This window comes from Amycolatopsis sp. NPDC049688, from assembly GCF_040674975.1.
Lineage (GTDB): Bacteria > Actinomycetota > Actinomycetes > Mycobacteriales > Pseudonocardiaceae > Amycolatopsis.
The window spans coordinates 254,196-277,315 of record NZ_JBFANY010000008.1; the positions used below are offsets into that span (position 1 = coordinate 254,196).

Genomic DNA, 23,120 nt, shown 5'->3' on the forward strand with positions numbered 1-23,120 from the left:
CCTAACCCGTGCTCCATCCGTGGGACCGGCCGCGGGGCCGAGCTTCGACAGTTTCGCTGGTCAGGTCGGTTTCGGTGGCTTTCGTCCCGGTTCGCCCCGCGCGCAACTTCGTTGACCCGTTCGTTCCGCCGGACCTAATTTGTTGTCCCACCAGACGAACTGGGGCGGTGTCGGTGTGGACTCCTCCTTCTCGCGCAAGCCGGCGGACCAGGCGGCCGTCCGGCGCAGCAACCTTTCGCTGGTGCTCCGGCACCTGCGGGACGCGGGGCCGCGGTCGCGGGCCGGCATCGCCGCGGACACCGGGCTGAACAAGGGGACCGTGTCCAGCCTCGTCGCCGAACTCGTCGGACGCGGGCTGGCGCGCGAGGGCGACCGGGAACGCGCCGGCGCCGTCGGGCGGCCGGGCACGATCGTCGAGCTGGACGGGCGGGGCGTCGGCGGGGTCGGCGTCGAGATCAACGTCGACTACCTGACCGCGCTCGCCCTCGACCTCACCGGCACCGTGCTGTTCGAACAACGCGTGGCCCTCGACGTCCAGGCCCTGCCGGTGGCCAAGGTGCTCGACGCCGGCGCGGAACTCACCGCGCGAGCGCTACGCGAATGCCGACGGCTCGGGGTCCGGCCCGCCGGGGTGACCGTCGGCGTCCCGGCTCTCGTCGACGCCGCGAGCGGGACCGTCGCGCTCGCGCCGAACCTGCACTGGACCGACGTCCCGGTGGTCCGCGGCCTCACCGACCGGCTGACCCGGCGGCTCGGGCCGCCGTCGTTCCCGGTGCGCACGGCCAACGACGCCAACCTCGGCGCGCTCGGCGAGTACGCGATGGGCAGCGTCGCCGGCACCGCCGACCTCGTGTACCTGACCGGCGAAATCGGGGTCGGCGGCGGGGTGATCTCCGGCGGCAGGCTGCTCGGCGGCGCCGAGGGGTTTTCCGGCGAGATCGGGCACATCCAGCTCGACCCGGCCGGGCGGGTCTGCGGCTGCGGCCGCCGCGGCTGCTGGGAGACGCTCGTCGGGCTGGCCGGGATGCTGCGGCTGGCCGCCTCGCCCGCCGATCCGGTGCACGACCCGTCGCTCGACCTCGAACAGCGGCTCGACATCGTCCGCCGCCGCGCCCAGCTCAAGGACAGACGGACGCTCGACGCGCTCGCGCAGGTCGGCGCCGCGCTCGGGGTCGGCGCGGCGGTGCTGGTCAACGTCTTCAACCCGCGGGTGGTGCTGCTGGGCGGCTACTTCGCCCAGCTGGGCCCGTACCTGCTCGGCCCGATGCTGGCCGAGCTCGAGGCCAGGGTGGTCGCCCCGGGCATCGGCGGCTGCCGCGTCGAGCTGTCCTGGCTCGGGTTCTCCGCGGCTTCCCGAGGCGGCGCGCACGTCGCCCTGCAGGCGGTGTTCGACGACCCGGCGCTGGTGCCGGTGCGGGCGGAAAGGGACAGCGGATGACGCTCGTGGAGATGACCGGGATCGGCAAGCGGTTCCCGGGGGTGCGCGCGCTCGACGACGTCGAGCTGAGCGTCGAGGCCGGCGAGGTGCACTGCCTGCTCGGGCAGAACGGCGCCGGGAAGTCCACCCTGATCAAGGTGCTGGCGGGTGCGCACCGGCCGGACACCGGCGAGATCCGGATCGACGGCACGCCGGTGCGGCTGCCGAACCCGACCGCGGCGATCCGTCACGGCATCGCGACGCTGTACCAGGAACTCGACCTCGTCGACGGCCTTTCCGTGGCGGAGAACGTCTTCCTCGGCCACGAACAGGCCCGGGGCGGCTTCGTCCGCCGTTCGGCCATGCGGGCCGAGGCGCGCCGGCTCCTCGACCGGCTGGGACACCGGGAAATCCGCGTCGAACGGGAGGTCGGCACGCTCCCGGCGGCGGGGAAGCAGATCGTCAGCCTCGCCCGCGCGCTCTCGCTGGAGGCCCGGCTGATCGTGCTCGACGAACCGTCCGCGGCGCTCGCCGCCGACGAGGTGGCGAACCTGTTCCGGGTCATCCGCGGCCTCACCGCGCGCGGGGTCGCGGTGCTCTACATCTCCCACCGGCTGGCCGAAATCCGCGAAATCGGCGACCGCGTGAGCGTGCTCAAGGACGGCCGGACCGTCGCCGCCGGGCTGCCCGCCCGGACCACCCCGACCGGCGACCTGGTGGCCCGGATGACCGGCCGCCGCGTCGAGTTCCCGTTCCCGCCGCGCCCGGAAACCGACGCCCACGAAGGCAGGTCGGAGATCCTCGGCGTCACCGGCCTCGGCCTGGCCGGCGCGTTCGAGGACGTCACGTTCTCGCTGCGGGAAGGGGAGATCCTGGGCCTCGCCGGGCTGGTCGGCTCGGGCCGGTCGGAGATCCTGGAAACCGTCTACGGCGCCCGCAAGGCGACGGCCGGGGAGATCCGCCTCGCCGGGAAGCCGCTGGGAACCGGCGTCGGCGCCGCCGTCCGCGGCGGGCTCGGCCTGGCGCCTGAGGAACGCAAGAGCCAGGCGCTGCTGCTGCACGAGTCCGTGGCCCGCAACGTGTCCCTGCCGTCGCTGCGGCGGTACGCGCGCTTCGGCTGGTTCAGCGCCAAGGCCGAGACGGCCGCCGTGCGCCGGCACACCGAGGCCCTGGACCTGCGCCCGGCCGACGTCCGCCGCGTCGCCGGCAAGCTGTCCGGCGGCAACCAGCAGAAGGCCGTCCTCGCGCGCTGGCTGCTCAAGGGCTGCCGGGTGCTGCTGCTCGACGAGCCCACCCGCGGTGTCGACGTCGGCGCGCGGGCCGAGCTGTACCGCGTGATCCGCGAGCTCGCCGATTCCGGCGTCGCGATCCTGCTGGTTTCCAGCGAACTGCCGGAGGTGCTCGGGCTGGCCGACCGGGTGCTGGTGCTGCGCGAAGGCCACGTCGTCGCCGAAGCCGACGCCCGCGAGCTCGACGAGCGCCGCGTGCTGGATCTCATCCTGGAGGAGCCCGTCCATGACTGAACAGGTGGTGCCCCGAGCGGTACCCGAGCGGCGAAGACTCGCCGAAATCCGCAACCTCGGCCTGGTGGGGGTCCTGGTGCTCCTCGTCGTGGTCGGCGCGCTCACCCAGCCCGGGCAGTTCCTCACCACCGGCACCCTGGTGCTGCTGCTGACCCAGGCGTCGGTGATCGGCGTGATCACCGTCGGCATGACGTTCGTGATCATCGGCGGCGGCATCGACCTGTCGGTGGGCGCGGTGGTCGCGCTCGCCACGGTCTGGGCGACGACGAAGGCCACGCAGTCCTTCGGCGTCGGCGGGATCGTGTTCTGCGCCCTCGCCGTCGGCCTCGGCTGCGGGCTGGTGACCGGGCTGCTCATCGCCTACGGGCGGCTGGTCGCGTTCATCGGGACCCTCGCCATGCTCGCCTCCGCGCGCGGGCTGGCGATCCAGATCTCCCAGGGCCGCACGCAGACGGTGACGCCGAAGAACCAGGCCCTGGTCGACCTCGGCTACCAGGACAGCTACGTGCTCGGCATCCCGCCGCTGGTGCTGGTCTTCGCCGCGGTCGCCGTCGCCGGCTGGATCGTGCTCAACCGCACGACGTTCGGCCGCCGCACCTACGCGATCGGCGGCAACCTCGAAGCCGCGCGGCTGGCCGGGATCAACGTCCGGCTGCACACCTGCCTGCTCTACGTCCTGTCCGGCCTGTGCTGCGGCATCGCCAGCGTCCTGCTGATCATCCTGACCAGCTCGGGCACCAGCGGCAACGGCAACCTCTACGAACTCGACGCGATCGCCGCGGTGATCATCGGCGGCACGCTGCTCTCCGGCGGCCGCGGCACGCTCGCCGGCTCGGTCCTCGGAGTCCTCGTCTTCACCACCATCAGCGTCCTGTTCACCCTCAACAACCTGCCCACCGCGGTGCAGCAGCTCGCCAAGGGCGTGCTCATCGTGCTCGCCGTCCTCGTCCAGCGCCGGTATTCGACCGAGAGGAACTCCCAGTGAAGAACACCGACAGCACCCTCCGGAGACGCGCGTTCCTGGCGGGCGCTTCGGCCCTCGGCGCCGGCGCGCTCGCCGCGTGCACGGGCAACTCCGACGAACCCGCCGCCGCGACCGTCACCCAGGGCGCGGCCGACGCGCCGGGCAAGAAGGTGACGGTCGGGTTCGCCGGGCCGCAGGCCGACCACGGCTGGCTCAACGCGATCACCGTCAACGCCAAGGCCGAAGCCGGCCGCCACCCGGACGTCGAGCTCGTCGTCGCCGAGGGCTCCAACGACGCGGCCACCCAGTCGGCGCAGGTGGACGCGCTGATCAACCGCAAGGTCGACGTCCTGGTCGTGCTGCCCGCCGACGGCAAGCAGCTCACCCCGGCCGGGCGCAAGGCGATGGACGCCGGGATCCCGGTGATCAACCTGGACCGGATCTTCGATTCGCCGCAGAGCTACCGCACCTGGATCGGCGGCGACAACTACCGGATGGGCGTCAACGCCGGGAACTTCATCGGGCAGAAACTCGGTGGGAAGGGCACGGTCCTGGAGCTGGCCGGGATCGACACCCTGGAACTCACGCGGCAGCGCACGCAGGGATTCGACGACGCCCTCGCCAACTTCCCCGGCATCCGGAAGATCGGCCGCGCGGCCGCGGAGTTCACCGTGCCGACCGGGCAGGCCCGGATGGCCGAGCTGCTGCAGGCCCACCCGAAGTTCGACGCCATCTGGAACCACGACGACGACCAGGGGACCGGGGCGCTGCAGGCGGTGAAGCAGGCGGGCCGGACGGACTTCCTGATGGTCGGCGGCGCCGGGTCGAAGGCGGCGATGGACCAGATCAAGGCGGACTCCTCGGTGCTCAAGGCGACGGTGCTCTACCCGCCGACGATGGCCGCGTCGGCGATCAAGCTGGCCCGGCTGCTCGGGCAGGCGAAGGGCCTCGGCGACCTGGCCGAACAGGAGGTGCCGGCGACCGTGACGCTGTTCTCCGCCGTCGTCACCAAGGAGAACGTGGACCGCTACCTGCCGGTGTCGTTCGAATGAGCGGCGCGACGATCGGGATCGGCATGGTCGGGTACGCCTTCATGGGGGCGGCCCACTCCCAGGCGTGGCGGACCGTGCACCGGGCCTTCGACCTCCCGCTGACGCCCCGGATGGCGGTGCTCTGCGGCCGCGACCGGGCGGCCGCGGAAGCCGCCGCGGCGAAGCTCGGCTGGGCTTCGGTGGAGACGGAGTGGAAACACCTGATCGAGTCCCGCGATGTAGATCTGGTGGACATCTGCACGCCCGGCGACTCGCACGCGGAGATAGCGCTGGCCGCGCTCGCCGCGGGCAAGCACGTGCTGTGCGAGAAACCGCTGGCCAACACCGTGGCCGAAGCGGAGGCCATGGCCGCCGCGGCGGCCGAGGCGGCGACCCGTGGCGTCGGGTCGATGGTCGGCTTCAACTACCGGCGGGTGCCCGCGGTCGCCTTGGCACGGAAACTCGTCGCCGCGGGCAGGCTGGGGGAGATCCGGCACGTGCGCGCCCAGTACCTCCAGGACTGGATCGCCGACCCGGAGTTCCCGCTGGTCTGGCGGCTGCGCAAGGACAAGGCGGGGTCGGGCGCGCTGGGGGACATCGGCGCGCACGCGATCGACCTCGCGCAGTTCGTCACCGGATCGGCGATCACCGGCGTTTCGGGCCTGACCGAAACGTTCGTCGGCGAACGGCCGCTGCCCGGCGGGGGCGGGCGTGGCCCGGTGACGGTCGACGACACCGCGTTGTTCCTGGCCCGGTTCGACGATGGCGCCGTCGGCACCTTCGAGGCGACGCGGTTCGCGAGCGGCCGCAAGAACGCGCTGCGCCTGGAGGTCAACGGCGCCGCGGGCAGCCTCGCGTTCGACTTCGAGGCGATGAACGAGCTGGCCTTCCACGACCACACCGAGGACCCGGAGCTCGGCGGCTTCCGCCGGATCCAGGTCACCGAGCCCGGACACCCGTACGTCGGCGCCTGGTGGCCGCCGGGGCACGGGCTCGGCTACGAGCACACGTTCACCCACGAGGTGCGTGATCTGCTCGCCGCGCTGGCCGCGGGCGAGGACCCGGAACCGTCCTTCGCGGACGGGCTGCAGGTGCAGCGGGTGCTCGCCGCGGTCGAGGAAAGCGCCGCGGCGAGCAGTGTCTGGACCCGCGTCGGAGCACACGGCACGGGCTGAACCAACAGGAGGGGAAACATGGGGAAGATCGGTGTCTGGCTGGCCGGCGCCCGGGGATCGGTGGCCACCACGGCCATCGCCGGGGCCGCCGCCCTGCGTGCGGGACTCGCCGCGCGCACGGGCTGCGTGACCGAGCTGCCGGACTTCGCCGGGGCGGCACTGCCCGGCTGGGGGGACCTGGTCTTCGGGGGCCACGACGTCGTGGACACACCGCTGGTCAAGCGGGCGGAGCAGCTGGCGGCGGCGGGGGTGCTGCCCGCCGCGCTGCCCGGCCCGGTGACGGCCGAGCTGGAGGCGGCCGAGTCCCGGCTGCGCCCGGCGCCGTCCGGGGGCGGGCGCGCGGCGATCGACCGGATCGTCGCGGATCTGACCGAGTTCCGCGCGGGGCTGGACCACGTCGTCGTGGTCAACGTTTCGTCGACCGAGCCGCCGTGCGAGCCGCACCCGGCCCACGCGTCGCTGGCCGCCTTGGAGGAGGAGCTGGACGTGCTGCCGCCGAGTGCGTTGTACGCCTACGCCGCCTTCCGCGCGGGTTGTGGCTTTGTCGACTTCACGCCGTCCACGGGGGCTCGGCTGCCCGCGCTCGACGAGCTGGCGCGCGTCACCGGGCAGCCGTACGCGGGCCGGGACGGCAAGACCGGCGAGACGCTGCTGCGGTCGGTGCTCGCGCCGATGTTCGCCCAGCGCGGGCTGAACGTGCTGGCCTGGTCGGGCACGAACCTGCTCGGCGGCGGCGACGGCGCCACGCTGGCCGACCCCGGGGCGGCGTCGAGCAAGAACGCGTCGAAGCAGCAGGTGCTCGCGCGCAACCTCGGCCGGGACGTCGACGGCGAGGTGCACATCGACTACGTGCCGGCGCTCGGCGACTGGAAGACCGCCTGGGACCACGTGCTGTTCGAAGGGTTCCTCGGCGCGCGCATGACGCTGCAGCTGACCTGGCAGGGCTGCGACTCGGCACTCGCCGCGCCGCTCGTGCTCGACCTGGCCCGGCTGACCGCCAAGGCGTGCCGCGACGGCGTGGCCGGCCCGGTCGCCGAATTCGGGTTCTTCTTCAAGGACCCCGTCGGCGACGGCCCGCACGACCTGGCGTCGCAGTACGCGGCCCTGCGCGAGTGGGCGCACCGGTGAAGGCGCTCGTCGAACTCGTCCGCGCGCCCGCCGCGCTGACCGTGCCCGGGGACGCCGTCGCCGGGGCCGCCGCGGCGGGCTGGCCGTTCGGCCGCCGCACGCTCGCCCTGACCGGCGCGTCCGTCTGCATCTACTGGGCAGGCATGGCGCTCAACGACTACGCCGACCGCCGGCTCGACGCGATCGAGCGGCCCGAGCGGCCCATCCCGTCCGGCCGGGTCGCCCCGGGCACGGCGCTCGGCGTCGCCACCGGGCTGACCGCGGGCGGGCTGGGCATCGCCGCGGCGGCCGGGGGACGGCGGGCGCTGCGCGTCGCCTTGCCGCTGGCCGCGACCGTCTGGGCGTACGACTTCGTGCTCAAGAACACCGTGCTCGGCCCGGCCGCGATGGCCGCAGCCCGCACCCTCGACGTCCTGCTCGGCGCGGGCGGCGCCCGGCCCGCGCTGCCCGCGGCGCTGACGGTCGGGGCGCACACCTACGCCGTAACCGCGCTCTCGCGGTCCGAAGTGGACGGTGCGAAACCCGCGCTGCCGGCGGCCACCCTGGCCGCGACGGCCGGGGTCGGGGTCGTGGCAGGCCGGGGCGGGCTGCTTTCGTCGGCGTTGCTCGGCACGTACGCCGTGACCGCCGGCGGGGCGCAGTACGACGCCGTCCGCGACCCGGCCGCGCCGAAGATCCGGCGCGCGGTCGGCGCCGGGATCCACGGCATGATCCCGTTGCAGGCCGGGCTGATCGCCCGGACCGGCGCGTGGCGCTCGGCGCTGGCCGTCGCCGCCGCGTTCCCCCTCGCCCGGGCGCTGGGCCGGAAGGTGTCGCCGACATGAGATTCGGGTACGGCACCAACGGCTTCGCCAACCACCGGCTCGGGGACACCCTGCGCGTGCTGGCCGACCTCGGCTACGACGGCGTCGCGCTCACCCTCGACCACCAGCACCTGGACCCGTTCGGGCCGGACCTCGCCCGGCGCGTCGACGGCGTCGCCGCGGACCTGGACCGGCTGGGCCTCGCCGTGGTGATCGAGACCGGGGCGAGGTTCCTGCTCGACCCGTGGCGCAAGCACTCGCCGACGTTCCTCGACCCCGATCGCGCGCGGCGCGTCGAGTTCCTGACCCGGGCCGTCGAAATCGCCGCGGACCTCGACGCCGAGGCAGTGTCCTTCTGGAGCGGGAACAAGCCCGCGGAATTGTCCACTGAGGACGCCTGGGCGTACCTCGTCGACGGGTGCGCGGCCGTGCTCAAGGCCGCCGACGAGCACGACGTCAAGCTCGGCTTCGAGCCGGAGCCGGGGATGCTCGTCGAAGACCTCGACGGCTACTTCGAGCTCTCGCGGCGGCTCGGTGACCCGGAGCGGTTCGGGCTGACGCTGGACATCGGGCACTGCCGGTGCAACGAGACGGCGTCCGTGCCCGACTGCGTCCGGCGGGCCCTGCCGCGGCTGGTGAACGTCCAGATCGACGACATGCGCCGCGGCACGCACGAGCACCTCGAGTTCGGCCGCGGGGAAATCGACTTCCCGCCGGTGCTCGAAGCGCTGGCGCCCTACCCCGGGCTGGTCGCCGTCGAACTTCCCCGGGACAGCCACGCGGCCCCGCGGATCGCGCGGGAGTCCCTGGAGTTCCTGCGGAAGGCGGTGACCGCGTGAGCGCCTGGCTCGACGAAGCCCTGGCCAAGGTGGCCGCCGACGCGACGGCGCTGCGCACGGTCTTCCCGGCCGTCGGCCGCCGGGTCGGCCGGGGGCCGACGGACACCCCCGGCCGGACGGTCGACGACGTGGCTCGCGTCCGGCTCCTCGAAGCGGCACCCGGGGCCGCGGCGGAAATGCCCGGCCTCTACCGCCACGGCGACGCGGCGGAGAAGCGAGCCGTCCTGTACGGACTGTCCGTCGTGGACACCGGGGACGCCGGTGTGGAGCTGGTCGCGGACGCCCTCCGCACCAACGACACCCGGCTCGTCACCGCCGCGATGGGCGAGTACGCCGCCACGCACCTGGACGCCGCCGCCTACCGGCACGGCGTCCTCAAGTGCGTCTTCATGGGCATCCCCCTGGCCGAGGTGGCCGGGCTGGACCGCCGGACCGACGAGGAGCTGCGGCGGATGCTGCGGTCGTTCGCCGCCGAGCGCACCGCCGCCGGCCGCGAAGTCCCCGCCGACCTCCTCCCGCTGCTGACCGAACTGGACATCTGATGCGCATCTTCGACCCCCACATCCACATGAGCTCCCGGACCACCGACGACTACGCGGCCATGCACGCCGCCGGCGTCCGCGCGCTCGTCGAACCGGCGTTCTGGCTCGGCCAGCCGCGCACGAGCGTCGGCAGCTTCACCGACTACTTCGACGCGCTCGTCGGCTGGGAGCCGTTCCGGGCGAGCCAGTACGGCATCGCCCACCACTGCACGATCGCGCTCAACCCCAAGGAGGCCAACGACCCGCGCTGCACGCCGGTGCTCGACCTGCTGCCGCGGTACCTGGAAAAGGACGGCGTGGTCGCGGTCGGCGAGATCGGCTACGACTCGATGACCGCGGCGGAGGACAAGGCGTTCGCCGCGCAGCTCGCGCTGGCGATCGACCACGACCTGCCCGCCCTCGTGCACACCCCGCACCGCGACAAGGCGGCCGGGACCGAGCGGAGCATCGCCGTCGTCCGCGAGTCGGGGATCGCGCCGGAACGCGTGGTGCTCGACCACCTCAACGAGCTGACCGTGCGGATGGTCAAGGAATCCGGCTGCTGGCTCGGCTTCTCCATCTACCCGGACACGAAGATGGACGAGGACCGGATGGTGGCGATCCTGCGGGAGTACGGCACCGAGCGCGTGCTCGTCAACTCCGCCGCCGACTGGGGCAAGAGCGACCCGCTCAAGACCCGCAAGACCGGCGACGCGATGCTGGCCGCCGGCTTCACCGAAGACGACGTCGACCGGGTGCTGTGGCGCAACCCGGTCGAGTTCTACGGCCAGAGCGGGCGGCTGGCGCTCGAACCGGACGCCGCACCCGCCGAGTTCGCGGGCAACTCCATCCTGCGGGGGGCCCGCAAATGAGGTTCCGGCACCCGGACGGCACGGTCGTCCACCTCGCCTACTGCACCAACGTGCACCAGGCCGAGGACCTCGACGGCGTGCTCGCCCAGCTGGCCCGCTTCGGCGAGCCGGTCCGGGAGCGCCTGGGCGTGGACCGGCTCGGCCTCGGCCTGTGGCTGGCCCGGCCAGTGGCGAGCGAGCTGGTGGCGGACCCGGCGGCGGTGACGAAGCTGAAGGCCGAGCTCGCCGCGCGCGGCCTGGAGGTCGTCACCTTCAACGGGTTCCCGTACCAGGGTTTCCACGACCCGGTCGTCAAGCACAAGGTGTACCGGCCGGACTGGGCGGCGCCCGAACGCACCCGGTACACCCTGGACCTCGCGCGGCTGCTCGCCGAGCTGCTGCCGGACGACGCCGTGCGCGGCAGTGTGTCGACGCTGCCGCTGGGCTGGCGCACGGACTGGCGGGGCGACGACGGGCAGCTCGAGCTGCTGGCGAAGGGGCTGGCGGAGCAGGACCGCCCGGTGCGGGTGGCGTTCGAGCCCGAGCCGGGCTGCGCCATCGAGACCACGGCTCAGGCCGCGACCCTGTTGTCCGAAGTGGACACCGACTGGCTGGGCGTCTGCCTCGACACCTGCCACCTGGCGGTCGGGTTCGAGGACCCGGCCGCCGCGCTGGGCCGCCTCGAAGCCGCGGGGCTGGACGTCGTCAAGCTCCAGGCGTCGGCGGCGCTGGAAGCTGCCTCGCCGAAGGACCCTGCCACCCGGCGAGCGCTGGAGTCCTTTGTAGAGCGGCGATTTCTCCACCAGAGCAACGAAGGTGCCCCGCCGGGCGCCGACGATCTGGACGAAGCGCTGGCCGGCGGCCTGCCGGGGGAGGCGCCGTGGCGGGTGCACTTCCACGTGCCGCTGCACGCCGACCCGGCGCCGCCGCTGACGTCGACCCGGCCGGTGCTGGCTGCCACGCTGGCCGAGCTGTTCGGCGGCGCGACCGCGCGCACCGACCACGTCGAGGTCGAGACCTACACCTGGCAGGTGCTCCCGGACGCACCCGCCGACGACGCCGGGCTGGTCGCGGGCATCGCGGCCGAGCTGGACTGGACCCGGCACGCTTTGACCACCCTGGGCCTGGAAGAGGTTTCCGCATGAGTTTGCTCGTCCTCGACGTCGTGGGGCTGACGCCGCGGCTGCTCCCGCACATGCCCAACCTGCGGAAGATGGCCGAGCCCGGCTTCACCGCGCAGCTGGACACCGTGTTCCCCGCCGTCACGTGTTCGGTGCAGTCGACGTTCCTGACCGGGCTGAAGCCGGCGGAGCACGGGATCGTCGGCAACGGCTGGTACTTCCGCGAGCTCGGCGAAGTCTTCCTCTGGCGCCAGCACAACAAGCTCGTGCAGGGGGACAAGTTCTGGGACGCGGCCCGCCGCGCGCAGCCCGGCCACCAGGTCGCCAACATCTGCTGGTGGTACGCGATGGGCGCGGACACCGACCTGACGGTCACCCCGCGGCCGATCTACCACGCCGACGGCAAGAAGTCCCCGGACGCCTACACGTACCCGCCGCAGCTGCACGACCGGCTCGTCGGCAGCCTCGGCGAGTTCCCGCTGTTCACCTACTGGGGCCCGACGGCGTCGATCACCTCGTCGCAGTGGATCATCGCCGCCGCGCAGCAGATCATGACCCAGGACCGGCCGGACACCACGCTCGTCTACATCCCGCACCTGGACTACGACCTGCAGCGCTTCGGCCCGGACGCCCCGCAGGCGGCGGCCGCCGCACGCGAGGTCGACACCGCATTGAAGCCGCTGCTGGACTTCGCGGCCGCGGGCGGGCACACCGTCGTCGCGCTGTCGGAGTACGGGATCACGAACGCGAACCGGCCGGTCGACGTCAACCGGGCGCTGCGCCGGGCGGGCCTGCTCAACGTGTACGTCCAGGCCGGCATGGAGTACCTGGACCCGTGGACGTCCCGCGCGTTCGCGGTCGCCGACCACCAGATCGCGCACGTCTACGTCGCCGACCCGGCGGACCTCCCGCGGGTGCGGGACATCGTGGCCGGACTGTCCGGAGTGGACGTCGTGCTCGACCGCGCCGGGCAGGCCGGGCTGGGCATCGACCATGAACGCGCGGGGGAGCTGGTGGCGGTCGCCGAGCCGGACGCCTGGTTCACCTACTACTACTGGCTGAGCGACGACCGCGCGCCGGACTTCGCGAAAACCGTCGAGATCCACCGCAAGCCCGGCTACGACCCGGCCGAGCTGTTCTTCGACCCGGACGACCCGATGGTCAAGCTCAAGGCGGCGTCGGCGCTGGCCCGCAAGAAGCTCGGCCTGCGGTATTCGATGCAGGTGGTCCCGCTCGACCCCGCGCCGGTGCGCGGCAGCCACGGCCGGCTGCCCGACTCGGCCGCTGACGGGCCGGTGCTGCTCTGCTCGGACCCGGCCCTCGCCCGGGAGAAGTTCCACGCGACCGAGGTCAAGGACCTGCTGCTGGCGGCCGCCGTCGCCCGCACCGAGTGAAACGCACCGAGGAGGTCAGGACATGGCACGACCGTTGACCCTGTTCACCGGGCAGTGGGCCGATCTGCCGTTCGAAGAGGTGTGCCGGCTGGCGAGCGGCTGGGGCTACGAGGGCCTGGAGATCGCCTGCTGGGGCGACCACTTCGAGGTCGACAAGGCCCTCGCCGACGACGGGTACGTCCCCGCGAAGCTGGAAACGCTCGCCAAGTACGACCTGAAGGTGTGGGCGATCTCGAACCACCTGGTCGGCCAGGCCGTCTGCGACCACCCGATCGACGAGCGGCACGAGGCCATCCTGCCCGCGCGGATCTGGGGCGACGGCGAGCCCGAAGGCGTCCGGCAGCGGGCGGCGGCGGAGATGCAGGCCACCGCCCGCGCCGCGGCGAAACTCGGGGTGTCCACTGTGGTCGGTTTCACCGGCTCGTCCATCTGGCACACCGTGGCGATGTTCCCGCCGGTGCCGCCGTCGATGATCGAGCGCGGGTACGCCGACTTCGCCACCCGCTGGAACCCGATCCTGGACGTGTTCGACGAGGTCGGCGTCCGCTTCGCGCACGAGGTGCACCCGAGCGAAATCGCCTACGACTACTGGAGCACGGTGGCCACCCTGGAGGCGATCGGGCACCGCGAGGCGTTCGGGCTGAACTTCGACCCGTCGCACTTCGTCTGGCAGGACCTCGACCCGGTGGGCTTCCTCTGGGACTTCAAGGACCGCATCTACCACGTCGACTGCAAGGAGGCCCGCAAGCGGCTCGACGGCCGCAACGGACGGCTCGGCTCCCACCTGCCCTGGGCCGACCCCCGCCGTGGCTGGGACTTCGTCAGCACGGGCCACGGCGACGTGCCGTGGGAGGACGTCTTCCGCATGCTGAACGCGATCGGCTACGACGGCCCGATCTCGATCGAATGGGAGGACGCGGGCATGGACCGCCTGATCGGCGCGCCCGAAGCCCTGGAGTTCGTCCGGAAGCTCAACTTCACCCCGCCCGCGGCGGCGTTCGACGCCGCGTTCTCCTCGAAATAGCCCGTGAAGGGCACCCTCGTCGCTTCGAGGGTGCCCTTCACCGACGTTCAGCGGACGCCGAGCAGGTGCTCCAGGGCCAGCTGGTTGAGCCGGGTGAAGTGGTACCCGCGCTGGGCGGCCGCGTCGAGGTCGAAGTCGTCGTTCAGCAGGTCGTCGAACGACTCGCCCGGCGCCAGCGTCGGCGTCGAGAGGTCCGGGACGCGGGACGCGGCCAGGGCCTCGGCGACCTCGGGGTCGGCGCGGAACGCGGCCGCCTTCTCCTTGAGGATCAGGTACGTCCGCATGTTCGCCGCCGCCGACACCCAGACGTCCTCGGTGTCCTCGGTGCGCAGCGGCTTGTAGTCGAAGTGCCGCGGGCCGTCGTAGCCGCCGTTCTCCAGCAGGTCGACCAGGAAGAACGCGCTCTTCAGGTCGCCGTGGCCGAAGACCAGGTCCTGGTCGTACTTCGGGCCGTGCTGGCCGTTGAGGTCGATGTGGAACAGCTTGCCCTGCCACAGCGCCTGCGAGATGCCGTGGACGAAGTTCAGCCCGGCCATCTGCTCGTGCCCGACCTCGGGGTTGAGCCCGAACAGCTCCGGCCGCGCGAGCTGCGAGATGAAGCCCAGCGCGTGCCCGATCGTCGGCAGCAGGATGTCGCCGCGCGGCTCGTTCGGCTTCGGCTCGAGCGCGAACCGCAGGTTGTAGCCCTTCTCGACGACGTAGTCGGCGAGCAGGTCCAGGCCCTCCTTGTAGCGGTCCAGCGCCGCGCGGACGTCCTTCGCGGCGTCGGACTCGGCGCCTTCGCGGCCACCCCACACGACGTAGGTCTGCGCGCCGAGCTCGGCCGCGAGGTCGAGGTTGCGGCGCACCTTCCGCAGCGCGTAGCGCCGGACGTCCCGGTCGTTGCTGGTCAGGCCGCCGTCCTTGAACACCGGGTGGGTGAACAGGTTCGTCGTCGCCATCGGGACCTTGAGGCCGGTCTCGGCGAGCGCCTTGCGGAACCGCTCGATCGCCTTGTCGCGGTCGGGTTCGGTGGCCAGCAGGTCGTCGTCGTGGAAGGTCACGCCGTAGGCGCCCAGCTCCGCCAGCCGGTGCACGCTCTCCACCGGGTCCAGCGGCGGCCGCGTCGCCACCCCGAACGGGTCGGCCGCGGGCCAGCCCACGGTCCAGAGGCCGAAGGTGAACTTGTCGGCCGGCTGGGGAGCGTAGTCGCTCATGACTGTCCCTTCATTTAGTTCACGTTGTAGACTAAATATGCGCCGCGGGGTCCCGGGCGTCAAGGGGGACGGTTAGAGTGCTTCGCAGGAGGACGCGATGACCCAGGCCGTGCGGCACGAGGAGATGCGCGCCCGCAACCTCGAGGTCGTGCTGGGGGCGGTCGGCCGCGGCGGGCCGCTGACCCGCGCCGCGCTCGCCGAGGTCACCGGGCTGACCAAGTCGACGGTCTCGAAGCTGGTCGGCGACCTGGTGGACGCGGGACTGCTGGCCGAGACCGGCCCCGCGCGGGCGGGCGAACGCGGCCGGCCGGGAGTGGCGGTCGTGCTCAGCGGTGCGCGCGTGGCGTCGCTGGGGCTGGAGCTCAACGTCGACTACCTCGCCGTGCGCGTGCTCGACCTCACCGGCGGCGTCCGGTTCGCCGCCCGCCGCGAGCGCGACAACCGCGGCTCGCGGCCGAAGAAGGTCCTGGGCGAACTGCAGGCACTGGCCACCGAAGCCCTCACCGAGGCGCACCGGCTCGGCCTGGAGGTGGCGGGCGCGGTGCTGGCGGTGTCCGGCCCGGTCGGCGACGGCGTGCTGTTCAGCGCCCCCAACCTCGGCTGGCAGGACGTCCGCCCGGCCGACCTGCTGCGCCTGCCGGTCCCGGTCGAGCTGGACAACGAAGCGAACCTCGCGGCACTGGGCGAGCTCTGGTACGGCGACGGCGAGCGCGACTTCCTTTACGTATCGGGCGAAATCGGCATCGGCGCGGGCCTGGTGGTGAACGGCACGCTGTTCGCGGGCGCGACCGGCCTGGCCGGCGAGCTGGGCCACGTCGTCGTGGCGCCGGAGGGAACGCCGTGCCGCTGTGGCGGCAGCGGGTGCCTGGAGACGTACGCGGGGCAGGAAGCCTTGCTGGCGGCGGGAAACGCGGCCTCGGTCCCGGCGTTGCTGGCCGCCCTGGAAGGCGGCGACGGCCCGGCGCTGGCGGCCTGCGCGGCGGCGGGCCGCGCGCTCGGCATCGCCCTGACGTCCGCGGTGAACCTGCTGGACCTGGACCGGATCGTGCTGGGCGGGGTGTTCACCCAGCTGTACCCGTGGTTGTCCGGCCCGGTGTCGGAGGTCCTGACGACCCGCCTCGGCGGGCTGCGTGCCACACCCCCGGTGCTGACGGCGTCCCGCCTGGGCGGCGACGCGGCCACGCTCGGCGCGGCCGGCCGGATCATCCACCGCGTCCTGGCGGATCCGGCACCCTTCGTCACCCGGGCACAGGAAGCATAGAAAGCGTGAAGGCCGCCCCGTGGAATCCTCGGGACGGCCTTCACGGACTACGGAACTAGCTCACCGCGGTGATCTGCACCAGCGAGGTGCCGACCGTGACGCCAGTGTCGGTCTGCACGGCCAGCTGGCCACGCAGGGTCCGGCCCGCGGCCGGGGCCGCCGTGGCGGTCACCGTCGCCGGCACCGTCCACGAGCTGCCCGACGCCCGCAGCGCGTTCGCGTCGGTCACCGCGACCGAACCGAACGCCGGGTTGGTGAACACGTCGAGGTAGTCGTAGGCCGTGGTGCCACCCGGCACCGCGTAGCCGTCGACCAGCGCGACCCACACACCCGGCGCCGGGTTGGGCACGGTCACCGACTCCTCGGAGTCACCGTCCGCGCTGACGCCCGCCTGCACGCAGGAACCGGTCGTGCAGTTGTACAGCACCAGGTCGAGGTCCGTGCCCACCACGGCGGGGTTGCCGATCGTGGCGGTCAGCGACGTCGAACCCGGCGTCACCGCGATCTGGTACTGCTGCTGCGTGCCCTCGGTGATCGTCGGCCGCTGCGTCTTCGCGCTGCCCAGCGTGGCGCCGGTCAGCCTGCCGGTGAACGCGCCGAGCGTGTTCTGCACGGTGTAGGACCGCGCGATCGGCGTGTTCAGCGTGGCCGAAGCGATCGTGTCCGGGTTCGGCGAGATCGCCGTGCCCAGCACCGACGCCGACAGCTTGTACGGCGCTTCGTCCACATCGGACGTCCGGCGCGCCTCGACGACGATCTCCCACACGCCCGGCAGCGGGTTGGCGATGGTCCGGCTGGTCGGCGTGCCGCCGGCGCAGCCCGCACCCGCGTCGGGCAGGTAGCACGCGGTCGTCGCGGTGCTGGCCTCGGCCGGGACACCGGTCGGGTCGTACCGCAGGAACCGCACCTGGCCCTTGCCGGGGGCGCCGCCACCGGCGTCGATGTCCACCTTCAGCGCGCTGGCGCCCTGCGGCACCCGCACGAAGTAGCTGGTCGCCTGGTTGCGGGCGGCCTTGCCCGAGTTGTCGACCTGGAAACCCTTGCCCGCGACGAATTCCTGCGGCGCGAAGACCGTGTTCAGGGTCTGCACGTCGATGCCGATGGTCAGCGGGTTGTCCAGGTAGAGCAGGGCCGAGTGGACCCCGGCGTTCTTCGGGTTGACCTTCACGTCGAACTTCACCGGGGTGTTCAGCGGCAGCGCCACCGTCGAACCCGAGGAGAACGTGCCGTCGTTGCCGACCCACCGCACGAAGTACGGCACCGGGTGCGCCGAGCCCGTGGTGCGGGTGATCGTGTAGGTGCGGGTGTAGGCCTTGCCCGTGGTGACGCCTTCGCGGTCGTGGATGCCCACGCCCGTGTTCGGCGTGGCCAGCAGGCCCGACTGGACGGTGTGCACCTCGACCGACGTCGAGACGACGTCCGGCTTCGGGTTGAGCGAAAGCGCGACGAACGCGGCCGGGACGTTGAACAGGCCCGCGCCCTGGGCGTACGCGCCGATGCCCGGCACGAACCGCGCGGTCGACTTGATCGCCGCGCGCAGCTGCGCCACCGGCGGCCGCTGGCCGTTGTGCGTCGCCTTGTACGCGCTCACCAGCAGCGCCGCCGCGCCGGTCGCCTGCGGCGCCGCCATCGACGTGCCCTGCAGCATCGCGTAGCCGGCGGGCAGGGTGTACGTGCCGGCCACCGGGCTCGGCTGCTCCCACCGCGGAACGGTGGCGATGGCCGCGCCGGGCGCGATGATGTCCGGCTTGAAGCCGCCGTCCTCACGCGGGCCCCGCGAGGAGAACGGGTGCATCGACTCGGGGTTCCTGGTGACCGAGCCGTAGTTCGACAGCCAGGTCTCCTTGGTGATGTACGAGCCGACCGAGATCGCGTCCGTGGCCACCGACGGGTCGCCGACGGTGTTCGCCCCGGCGCCGCTGTTGCCGGCCGAGATGAAGATCTGGACGTTGTACTCGGCGATCGTGCGGTTGTAGAGCTCCGCACGGGCGTTGTTGCCGTCGTTGAGGGCCGGCAGGCCGCCGATCGAGATGTTGATGACGTCGGCGCCGTGGCTGGCCGCGTAGACGACGCCGTCGATCAGGCCCGACGACGTGCAGCCGGCGCTGGTGAGGCAGACCTTGACGGCCAGGACCTTCGCGCCCGGAGCCGCGCCGTCCATCTTGCCGCCGAACAGGTCGTTGCCGGTGGCGATGCCGGCGACGTGCGAACCGTGCTCCGCGCCCGCGATGCCGATGCCGACGTACCCCGGCTTGTCGGTCTGGACCACGAAGGCCATCCGCTCGGCGATGTCGGTCGCCGGGTTGTCGGTGCCGAAGAAGCCGACGTCGTACTTCTTGTTGTAGTCGGTCATCGGCTTCTCGTCGGTGAAGTCGCCGTTGCCGTTGAGGTCGACCCGGACCTCCTTGGTCGCCGGGTCGAGCAGCACGCCCCAGGAGTCGGCGCGGTCGCCGTCGCGGTTGATGTCACCGCCGGTTTCGCTGTCCGCGGCGCCCAGGTCGCCCGCGGTCTCGCCGAACACGCCGAACGTGTACGGGCCACCGGTGGCGGGCGCCGTCCAAGTCTTGCCGTTGGCGGTGAAGGTGCCGGTGTAGGTCTGGGTGGACTGCTTGACCCAGGTGCCGTCGCCGGAGTTGGTGGCGTTGGCGTTGTACCAGTCGACGATCTTGCGTTCGCCGTGGCTGGTGGTGGCCAGCGCGGGGGAGTCGAGGTCGACGCCGGAGTCGAGCACCGCGACCGTGGTGTCCTTGCCGTCCCAGTTGGGCAGGACCTGGCCGAACTGCGCCGCGTAGGTGTCCCCGGTCGGCAGGTACGGGTTGACGCGCGGGGTGTCCTTGCCCGGGGCCGGCTGCGGCAGCGGGGTGGTCGCGCCGTCGGGCTTCGGGTCGTCGCGCACGATGAGCCCGTCGACGTCGACGGCGTTCACCGACTTGAGCTTCGCGGCCTTCTCGGCCTTGGCGGTGGGGATGCTGACCTTGACGTAGTCGAGCTTCGTGTCCGTGGACTGGACGACGCCGCCGAGGGCCTTGAGCTCGTTCACGGCGGTGCCGGTCTGGCCCTTTTCCGCGGCGATCAGCAGGGTGACGTCGGGCTTACCGGCCTTCTCGGCTTCGGCGACGAGCGCGCGGTCGTGCTCGTCGAGGGTCTTGCCGTCGGCCGCGCCGTTGGTCGGCGGGGCCTGCTGGGCGGAGGCCACCGGGACGGCGACGCCGAGGACGGAGGCGCCGAGTGCGGTGGCGAGGACGGTGATCCCGGCCCGCCGTCTCCAGCGCGATCTGTGCTGTGTCACTGAAACGACCCTTCGTGAAGATATGCGTTCGAGAAGTACACAGGGCGAGATCTTCGGCAGCAATCAGACAGTTAGCCCAAAGACCGCAATTGGTTGCGAGCCAAATGGAGTAATGCACTGCCCGGTTGGGCGGTCACCGGAAACGGCTGTGGAGTGGCCAGATCTCCCCATTGCTATATGAGCGTATAGGGGGCTACATTCACGTGTAGTCGGCTACACGCACATATAGGACAGGTATGAGCACCGAAGACCTCACCGCGCGGGCCCGCATCCGCGAGGCCGCCATCAAGCTCTTCACCGAGCGCGGCATGGAAAAGACGTCGATCCTCGACATCGCCGCGGAAGCCGGGGTGTCCGGCGGCCTGATCCGCCACCACTTCGGCTCCAAGGACGGCCTGCGCGAGGCGTGCGACACCCACGTCTTCGACGAACTGGTGAAGTTCAAGGAGGAGGTGCTGGCGAAGGGCGCCGCGAACCCGGGGTTCCTGCCCGCCTTCGACACCCGCCAGCTGCTCTACCGCCGGTACCTGGGCCGCGCCATGATCGACGGCTCGGCGGCCGCCCAGGCGCAGTTCACCGGGATCGTCGACGAAACCGAGCGCTACTTCCGCGAGCAGGGCATGGACATGCCGGACCCGCGGGGCGCCGCGGCCGCCCTCGCCGCGATGACCGGCGGGCTGATGATCCTGCAGGACCACGTCGCCCGCGCGCTCGGCGAGGAGCCGGGCACGCACGAGGCGATGCTGCGGATGTCGGCCGCCGCCGGCCACCTGTTCCTGAACCCGCTCGCCACCACCGAAGTCCTCGAAAAGGCCCGCGAAGCGCTGGCCGCCTACCAACGGAAGGAATGACGATGGCCGAAGCGATCACCGCCGACGGCCTCACCAAGGCGTTCGGCCGGACGAAAGCCCTCGACGGGCTCGACCTGACCGTCCACACCGGCGAGGTGCACGGGTTCCTCGGGCCCAACGGCGCCGGCAAGACCACCACGATCCGCGTCCTGCTGGGGCTGATGCGGGCCGACGGCGGCCGCGCCACCCTGCTCGGCGGCGATCCCTGGGCCGACGCCACCGAGCTGCACCGGCGGCTCGCGTACGTGCCGGGCGACGTCACGCTCTGGCCCAACCTCACCGGCGGCGAGGTGATCGACCTGCTCGGCCGGCTGCGCGGCGGCCTCGACGGCAAGCGGCGCGCGGACCTCGTCGAGCGCTTCGGCCTCGACCCGCGCAAGAAGGGCCGCACGTATTCCAAGGGCAACCGGCAGAAGGTCGCGCTCGTCGCCGCGCTGGCGTCCGATGTGGAGCTGCTGATCCTCGACGAGCCGACGTCCGGCCTCGATCCGCTGATGGAGGAGGAGTTCCGGCAGGTCGTCGCGGAGGAGCGGGAACGCGGCGACCGCACGGTGCTGCTGTCGTCGCACATCCTGTCCGAGGTCGAGGCGCTGTGCGACCGGGTCACGATCATCCGGGCCGGCCGCACGGTCGAGGCCGGAACCCTGGACGAGCTGCGCCACCTGGGCCGGATCACCATCGACGCGTCGCTCGCGCACGTGCCGGCGGACCTCGGGTCGCTGCCCGGCGTGCACGACCTGAGCTCGTACGGCTCGCACGTCCACCTGTCCGTCGACCAGCCGGCGCTGGACGACGTGATGCGGCACCTGGCCGGGGCGGGGCTGCGGAGCCTGGTGAGCCGCCCGCCGACGCTCGAGGAGCTGTTCCTGCGCCACTACCGGCAGGACGCGCCGGTCGGAGCGGCGCGATGACCGGGACCTGGGCGCTGCTGCGGCTGGCGCTGCGCCGCGACCGGTGGCTGATGCCGCTCTGGATCCTCGGGCTCGCGCTCGCGCTCGCGCCGGTCGGTTACCTGTCGTCGATCAAGGCGGCGTACCCGGATGCCGTGGCACGGCAGCACTTTTACGACCTCAACGCCTCGAGCGCGACCTTCGTCGTGCGCAACGGCCCGCTGTACGGCTCGTCGGTGGGGAATCTGCTGGCCTGGCAGTGCGGGTTCGTCCCGGTCGTGGTGGGGCTGATCGCGCTGCTCACCGTGGTTCGCCACACCCGGACCGAGGAGGAGGCGGGCCGCCGCGAGCTCACCGGTGCCACCGTCGTCGGCCGGCACGCCGGGCTGGCGGCGGCGGTGCTCGCCGCCTGCGCCGCATGCCTGGCGTTCGGCCTGCTGACCGCGCTGGGCGTGGCCGCGCAGGGCGAGCCGGTGGCGGGCGCGCTGGCGCTCGGGGCCGGATTCGCCTTGGCGGGCTGGGTGTTCGCCGGTGCCGGCGCGGTCGCCGCCCAGCTGACGTGGGGCGCGAGCGGCGCACGGGGGATCGGGATCGCGGCTTTGGTGCTGGCGTTCCTGCTGCGCGCGGCCGGTGACGGCAGTTCGGCCGGCTGGCTCGCGTGGCTGTCGCCGATCGGCTGGGCGCACCGGCTGCGGCCGTTCGCGGGGGAGCAGTGGTGGGTGCTCTCGCCGGGTGTCCTGGCGACGGCGTTGCTCGTGGTGGCGGCGGTGGCGTTGTCCGCTCGGCGCGACCTCGGGGCAGCGCTGCTGCCGGCCCGGCTCGGGCGCGAGACGGCGAAGGCGTCGCTGCGCTCGCCGCTGGCGCTGGCCTGGCGGCTGCAGCGCGGGGCGCTGCTGGTCTGGACCGTGTGCCTCGCGCTGGTGGGGCTGCTGATGGGCGGGGTCGCGCAGAACGTCGCGGAGATGATGCGGGACAACCGGGCGGTCGCGGAGGTGTTCTCCCGCATGGGCGGCGGCGGTGCGGTGCTGGACGCGTACCTGGCGGGGACGATGACGTTGTTCGGCCTGGCGGCGGCGGGTTACGCGGTGCAGGCGACGCTGAAGCTGCGCGCGGAGGAGACGGCGGGCCGCGCGGAACCGGTGCTGGCGACGGCGGTCGGGCGGCGGGGCTGGGCACTGGCCCACCTGACGTTCGCCCTGGCCGGATCGGCGTTCGTGCTGGCGGTGACGGGCGCCGCGACGGGCATCGCGTACGGCAGCGGTTTCGCGCTGGTGCCCGCGGCCTTGGCCCAGCTGCCGGCGGTGTGGGTACTCGCCGGCCTCGCGGCGCTGCTGATCGGCTTCCTCCCGCGGTTCGCCGCGGCGGCGTGGGGACTGCTGGCGGCGTTCCTGTTGCTGTCGCTGGTGGGGACGGCGTTGCAGTGGAGTTCGACGGTGTTGGGAATCTCGCCGTTCCAGCACCTCCCGCGCCTCCCGGGCGGCACGTTCTCGGTGACACCGGCGCTCTGCCTGGTCCTGATCGCGGCGACGGCGGTGGTCGCCAGCCTGCTCGCCTTACGGCGGCGGGACATCCCAGTGGGCTGACCACCAAACGCGACCACGGCCGGGGGTCCAGGGGGCTTGCCCCCTGGCGGGGGTCTGGGGGTTCGACCCCCAGGAGACACCGCGAGGCGAGGTGCGTCCGCGCTTTCCGCGGACACATCTCGCCCCGAGCAATCGCGCGGCAACCGAGGGAGTCGAACCCTGCGCGGCTTGTGAAGGCGGCGCTCCTAACCGGCCCTGACCCTTCGGCGGGCGACGGCTGCCATCTGTTCCAACGGTAGCTGGTTCCCCGGTATTTCCC

General features: G+C 72.5%; 19 protein-coding genes. 17 read left to right on the forward strand and 2 right to left on the reverse strand.

The features are described 5' to 3' along the window. Positions 1-175 precede the first annotated feature (175 nt). Genes AB0J55_RS25990 through AB0J55_RS26050 form a run of 13 tightly spaced genes read left to right on the forward strand, consistent with a single transcriptional unit; the run spans position 176 to position 13,791 of the window. Positions 176-1,438: an ROK family transcriptional regulator gene (locus AB0J55_RS25990; RefSeq protein ID WP_364253468.1), complete on the forward strand. Its 1,263-nt coding sequence runs from the start codon at positions 176-178 to the stop codon at positions 1,436-1,438. Then, the gene (locus AB0J55_RS25995) at positions 1,435-2,940 is read left to right on the forward strand and encodes a sugar ABC transporter ATP-binding protein (protein WP_364253471.1); all 1,506 of its coding nucleotides are present in this window, start codon (positions 1,435-1,437) and stop codon (positions 2,938-2,940) included. The genes AB0J55_RS25990 and AB0J55_RS25995 overlap by 4 nt, the downstream gene beginning before the upstream one ends. After that, complete coding sequence (locus AB0J55_RS26000) at positions 2,933-3,925, forward strand: ABC transporter permease (protein ID WP_364253474.1); 993 nt, start codon at positions 2,933-2,935, stop codon at positions 3,923-3,925. Before AB0J55_RS25995 ends, AB0J55_RS26000 begins: the two co-directional genes overlap by 8 nt. Then, on the forward strand, positions 3,922-4,956 hold the full coding sequence (locus tag AB0J55_RS26005) for a substrate-binding domain-containing protein (protein ID WP_364253477.1): 1,035 nt from the start codon (positions 3,922-3,924) through the stop codon (positions 4,954-4,956). The genes AB0J55_RS26000 and AB0J55_RS26005 overlap by 4 nt, the downstream gene beginning before the upstream one ends. Beyond that, entirely contained in the window at positions 4,953-6,110 is a 1,158-nt protein-coding gene (locus tag AB0J55_RS26010) for a Gfo/Idh/MocA family oxidoreductase (RefSeq protein WP_364253480.1), read from the forward strand. The genes AB0J55_RS26005 and AB0J55_RS26010 overlap by 4 nt, the downstream gene beginning before the upstream one ends. 18 nt (positions 6,111-6,128) lie before the next feature. After that, on the forward strand, positions 6,129-7,238 hold the full coding sequence (locus tag AB0J55_RS26015; protein WP_364253482.1) for an inositol-3-phosphate synthase: 1,110 nt from the start codon (positions 6,129-6,131) through the stop codon (positions 7,236-7,238). Then, positions 7,235-8,062: an SCO3242 family prenyltransferase gene (locus tag AB0J55_RS26020; RefSeq protein ID WP_364253831.1), complete on the forward strand. Its 828-nt coding sequence runs from the start codon at positions 7,235-7,237 to the stop codon at positions 8,060-8,062. Before AB0J55_RS26015 ends, AB0J55_RS26020 begins: the two co-directional genes overlap by 4 nt. Further along, positions 8,059-8,880 (forward strand): sugar phosphate isomerase/epimerase family protein, encoded by an 822-nt coding sequence (locus tag AB0J55_RS26025; RefSeq protein WP_364253484.1) that lies wholly within the window; start codon positions 8,059-8,061, stop codon positions 8,878-8,880. Before AB0J55_RS26020 ends, AB0J55_RS26025 begins: the two co-directional genes overlap by 4 nt. After that, complete coding sequence (locus tag AB0J55_RS26030; protein ID WP_364253487.1) at positions 8,877-9,422, forward strand: EboA domain-containing protein; 546 nt, start codon at positions 8,877-8,879, stop codon at positions 9,420-9,422. The genes AB0J55_RS26025 and AB0J55_RS26030 overlap by 4 nt, the downstream gene beginning before the upstream one ends. Continuing rightward, positions 9,422-10,273: a TatD family hydrolase gene (locus tag AB0J55_RS26035; protein WP_364253490.1), complete on the forward strand. Its 852-nt coding sequence runs from the start codon at positions 9,422-9,424 to the stop codon at positions 10,271-10,273. The genes AB0J55_RS26030 and AB0J55_RS26035 overlap by 1 nt, the downstream gene beginning before the upstream one ends. Then, positions 10,270-11,397, forward strand: coding sequence for a metabolite traffic protein EboE (eboE, locus tag AB0J55_RS26040; protein WP_364253493.1), 1,128 nt, complete (start codon positions 10,270-10,272; stop codon positions 11,395-11,397). The genes AB0J55_RS26035 and eboE overlap by 4 nt, the downstream gene beginning before the upstream one ends. Continuing rightward, positions 11,394-12,767, forward strand: coding sequence for a nucleotide pyrophosphatase/phosphodiesterase family protein (locus tag AB0J55_RS26045; protein ID WP_364253496.1), 1,374 nt, complete (start codon positions 11,394-11,396; stop codon positions 12,765-12,767). Before eboE ends, AB0J55_RS26045 begins: the two co-directional genes overlap by 4 nt. Positions 12,768-12,789: 22 nt before the next feature. Next, on the forward strand, positions 12,790-13,791 hold the full coding sequence (locus tag AB0J55_RS26050) for a sugar phosphate isomerase/epimerase family protein (RefSeq protein ID WP_364253499.1): 1,002 nt from the start codon (positions 12,790-12,792) through the stop codon (positions 13,789-13,791). A 47-nt stretch (positions 13,792-13,838) separates the two neighbouring features. Here the strand turns inward: AB0J55_RS26050 and xylA are convergent, their stop codons facing one another. Further along, positions 13,839-14,987 carry a xylose isomerase gene (gene xylA / locus AB0J55_RS26055; RefSeq protein WP_364253502.1) on the reverse strand — a complete coding sequence of 383 codons (1,149 nt, stop codon included), beginning with the start codon at positions 14,985-14,987 and terminating at the stop codon, positions 13,839-13,841. A 97-nt stretch (positions 14,988-15,084) separates the two neighbouring features. Between xylA and AB0J55_RS26060 the strand changes: the two genes are divergently transcribed. Then, positions 15,085-16,248: an ROK family transcriptional regulator gene (locus AB0J55_RS26060; protein ID WP_364253505.1), complete on the forward strand. Its 1,164-nt coding sequence runs from the start codon at positions 15,085-15,087 to the stop codon at positions 16,246-16,248. A gap of 55 nt (positions 16,249-16,303) precedes the next feature. Here AB0J55_RS26060 and AB0J55_RS26065 read toward each other — a convergent pair whose 3' ends face one another. Further along, on the reverse strand, positions 16,304-19,537 hold the full coding sequence (locus AB0J55_RS26065; protein ID WP_364253508.1) for a S8 family serine peptidase: 3,234 nt from the start codon (positions 19,535-19,537) through the stop codon (positions 16,304-16,306). A gap of 236 nt (positions 19,538-19,773) precedes the next feature. On the opposite strand from AB0J55_RS26065, the gene AB0J55_RS26070 reads away from it, so the two are divergent. Genes AB0J55_RS26070 through AB0J55_RS26080 form a run of 3 tightly spaced genes read left to right on the forward strand, consistent with a single transcriptional unit; the run spans position 19,774 to position 22,861 of the window. Then, a complete protein-coding gene (locus tag AB0J55_RS26070; RefSeq protein ID WP_364253511.1) occupies positions 19,774-20,388 on the forward strand; it encodes a TetR/AcrR family transcriptional regulator in 615 nt (204 codons plus the stop codon). Between the two features lie 2 nt (positions 20,389-20,390). Continuing rightward, complete coding sequence (locus tag AB0J55_RS26075; RefSeq protein ID WP_364253514.1) at positions 20,391-21,299, forward strand: ABC transporter ATP-binding protein; 909 nt, start codon at positions 20,391-20,393, stop codon at positions 21,297-21,299. Continuing rightward, positions 21,296-22,861, forward strand: a complete 1,566-nt coding sequence (locus AB0J55_RS26080; RefSeq protein ID WP_364253517.1) for an ABC transporter permease — start codon at positions 21,296-21,298, stop codon at positions 22,859-22,861. The genes AB0J55_RS26075 and AB0J55_RS26080 overlap by 4 nt, the downstream gene beginning before the upstream one ends. The last annotated feature ends 259 nt before the right edge of the window (positions 22,862-23,120 follow it).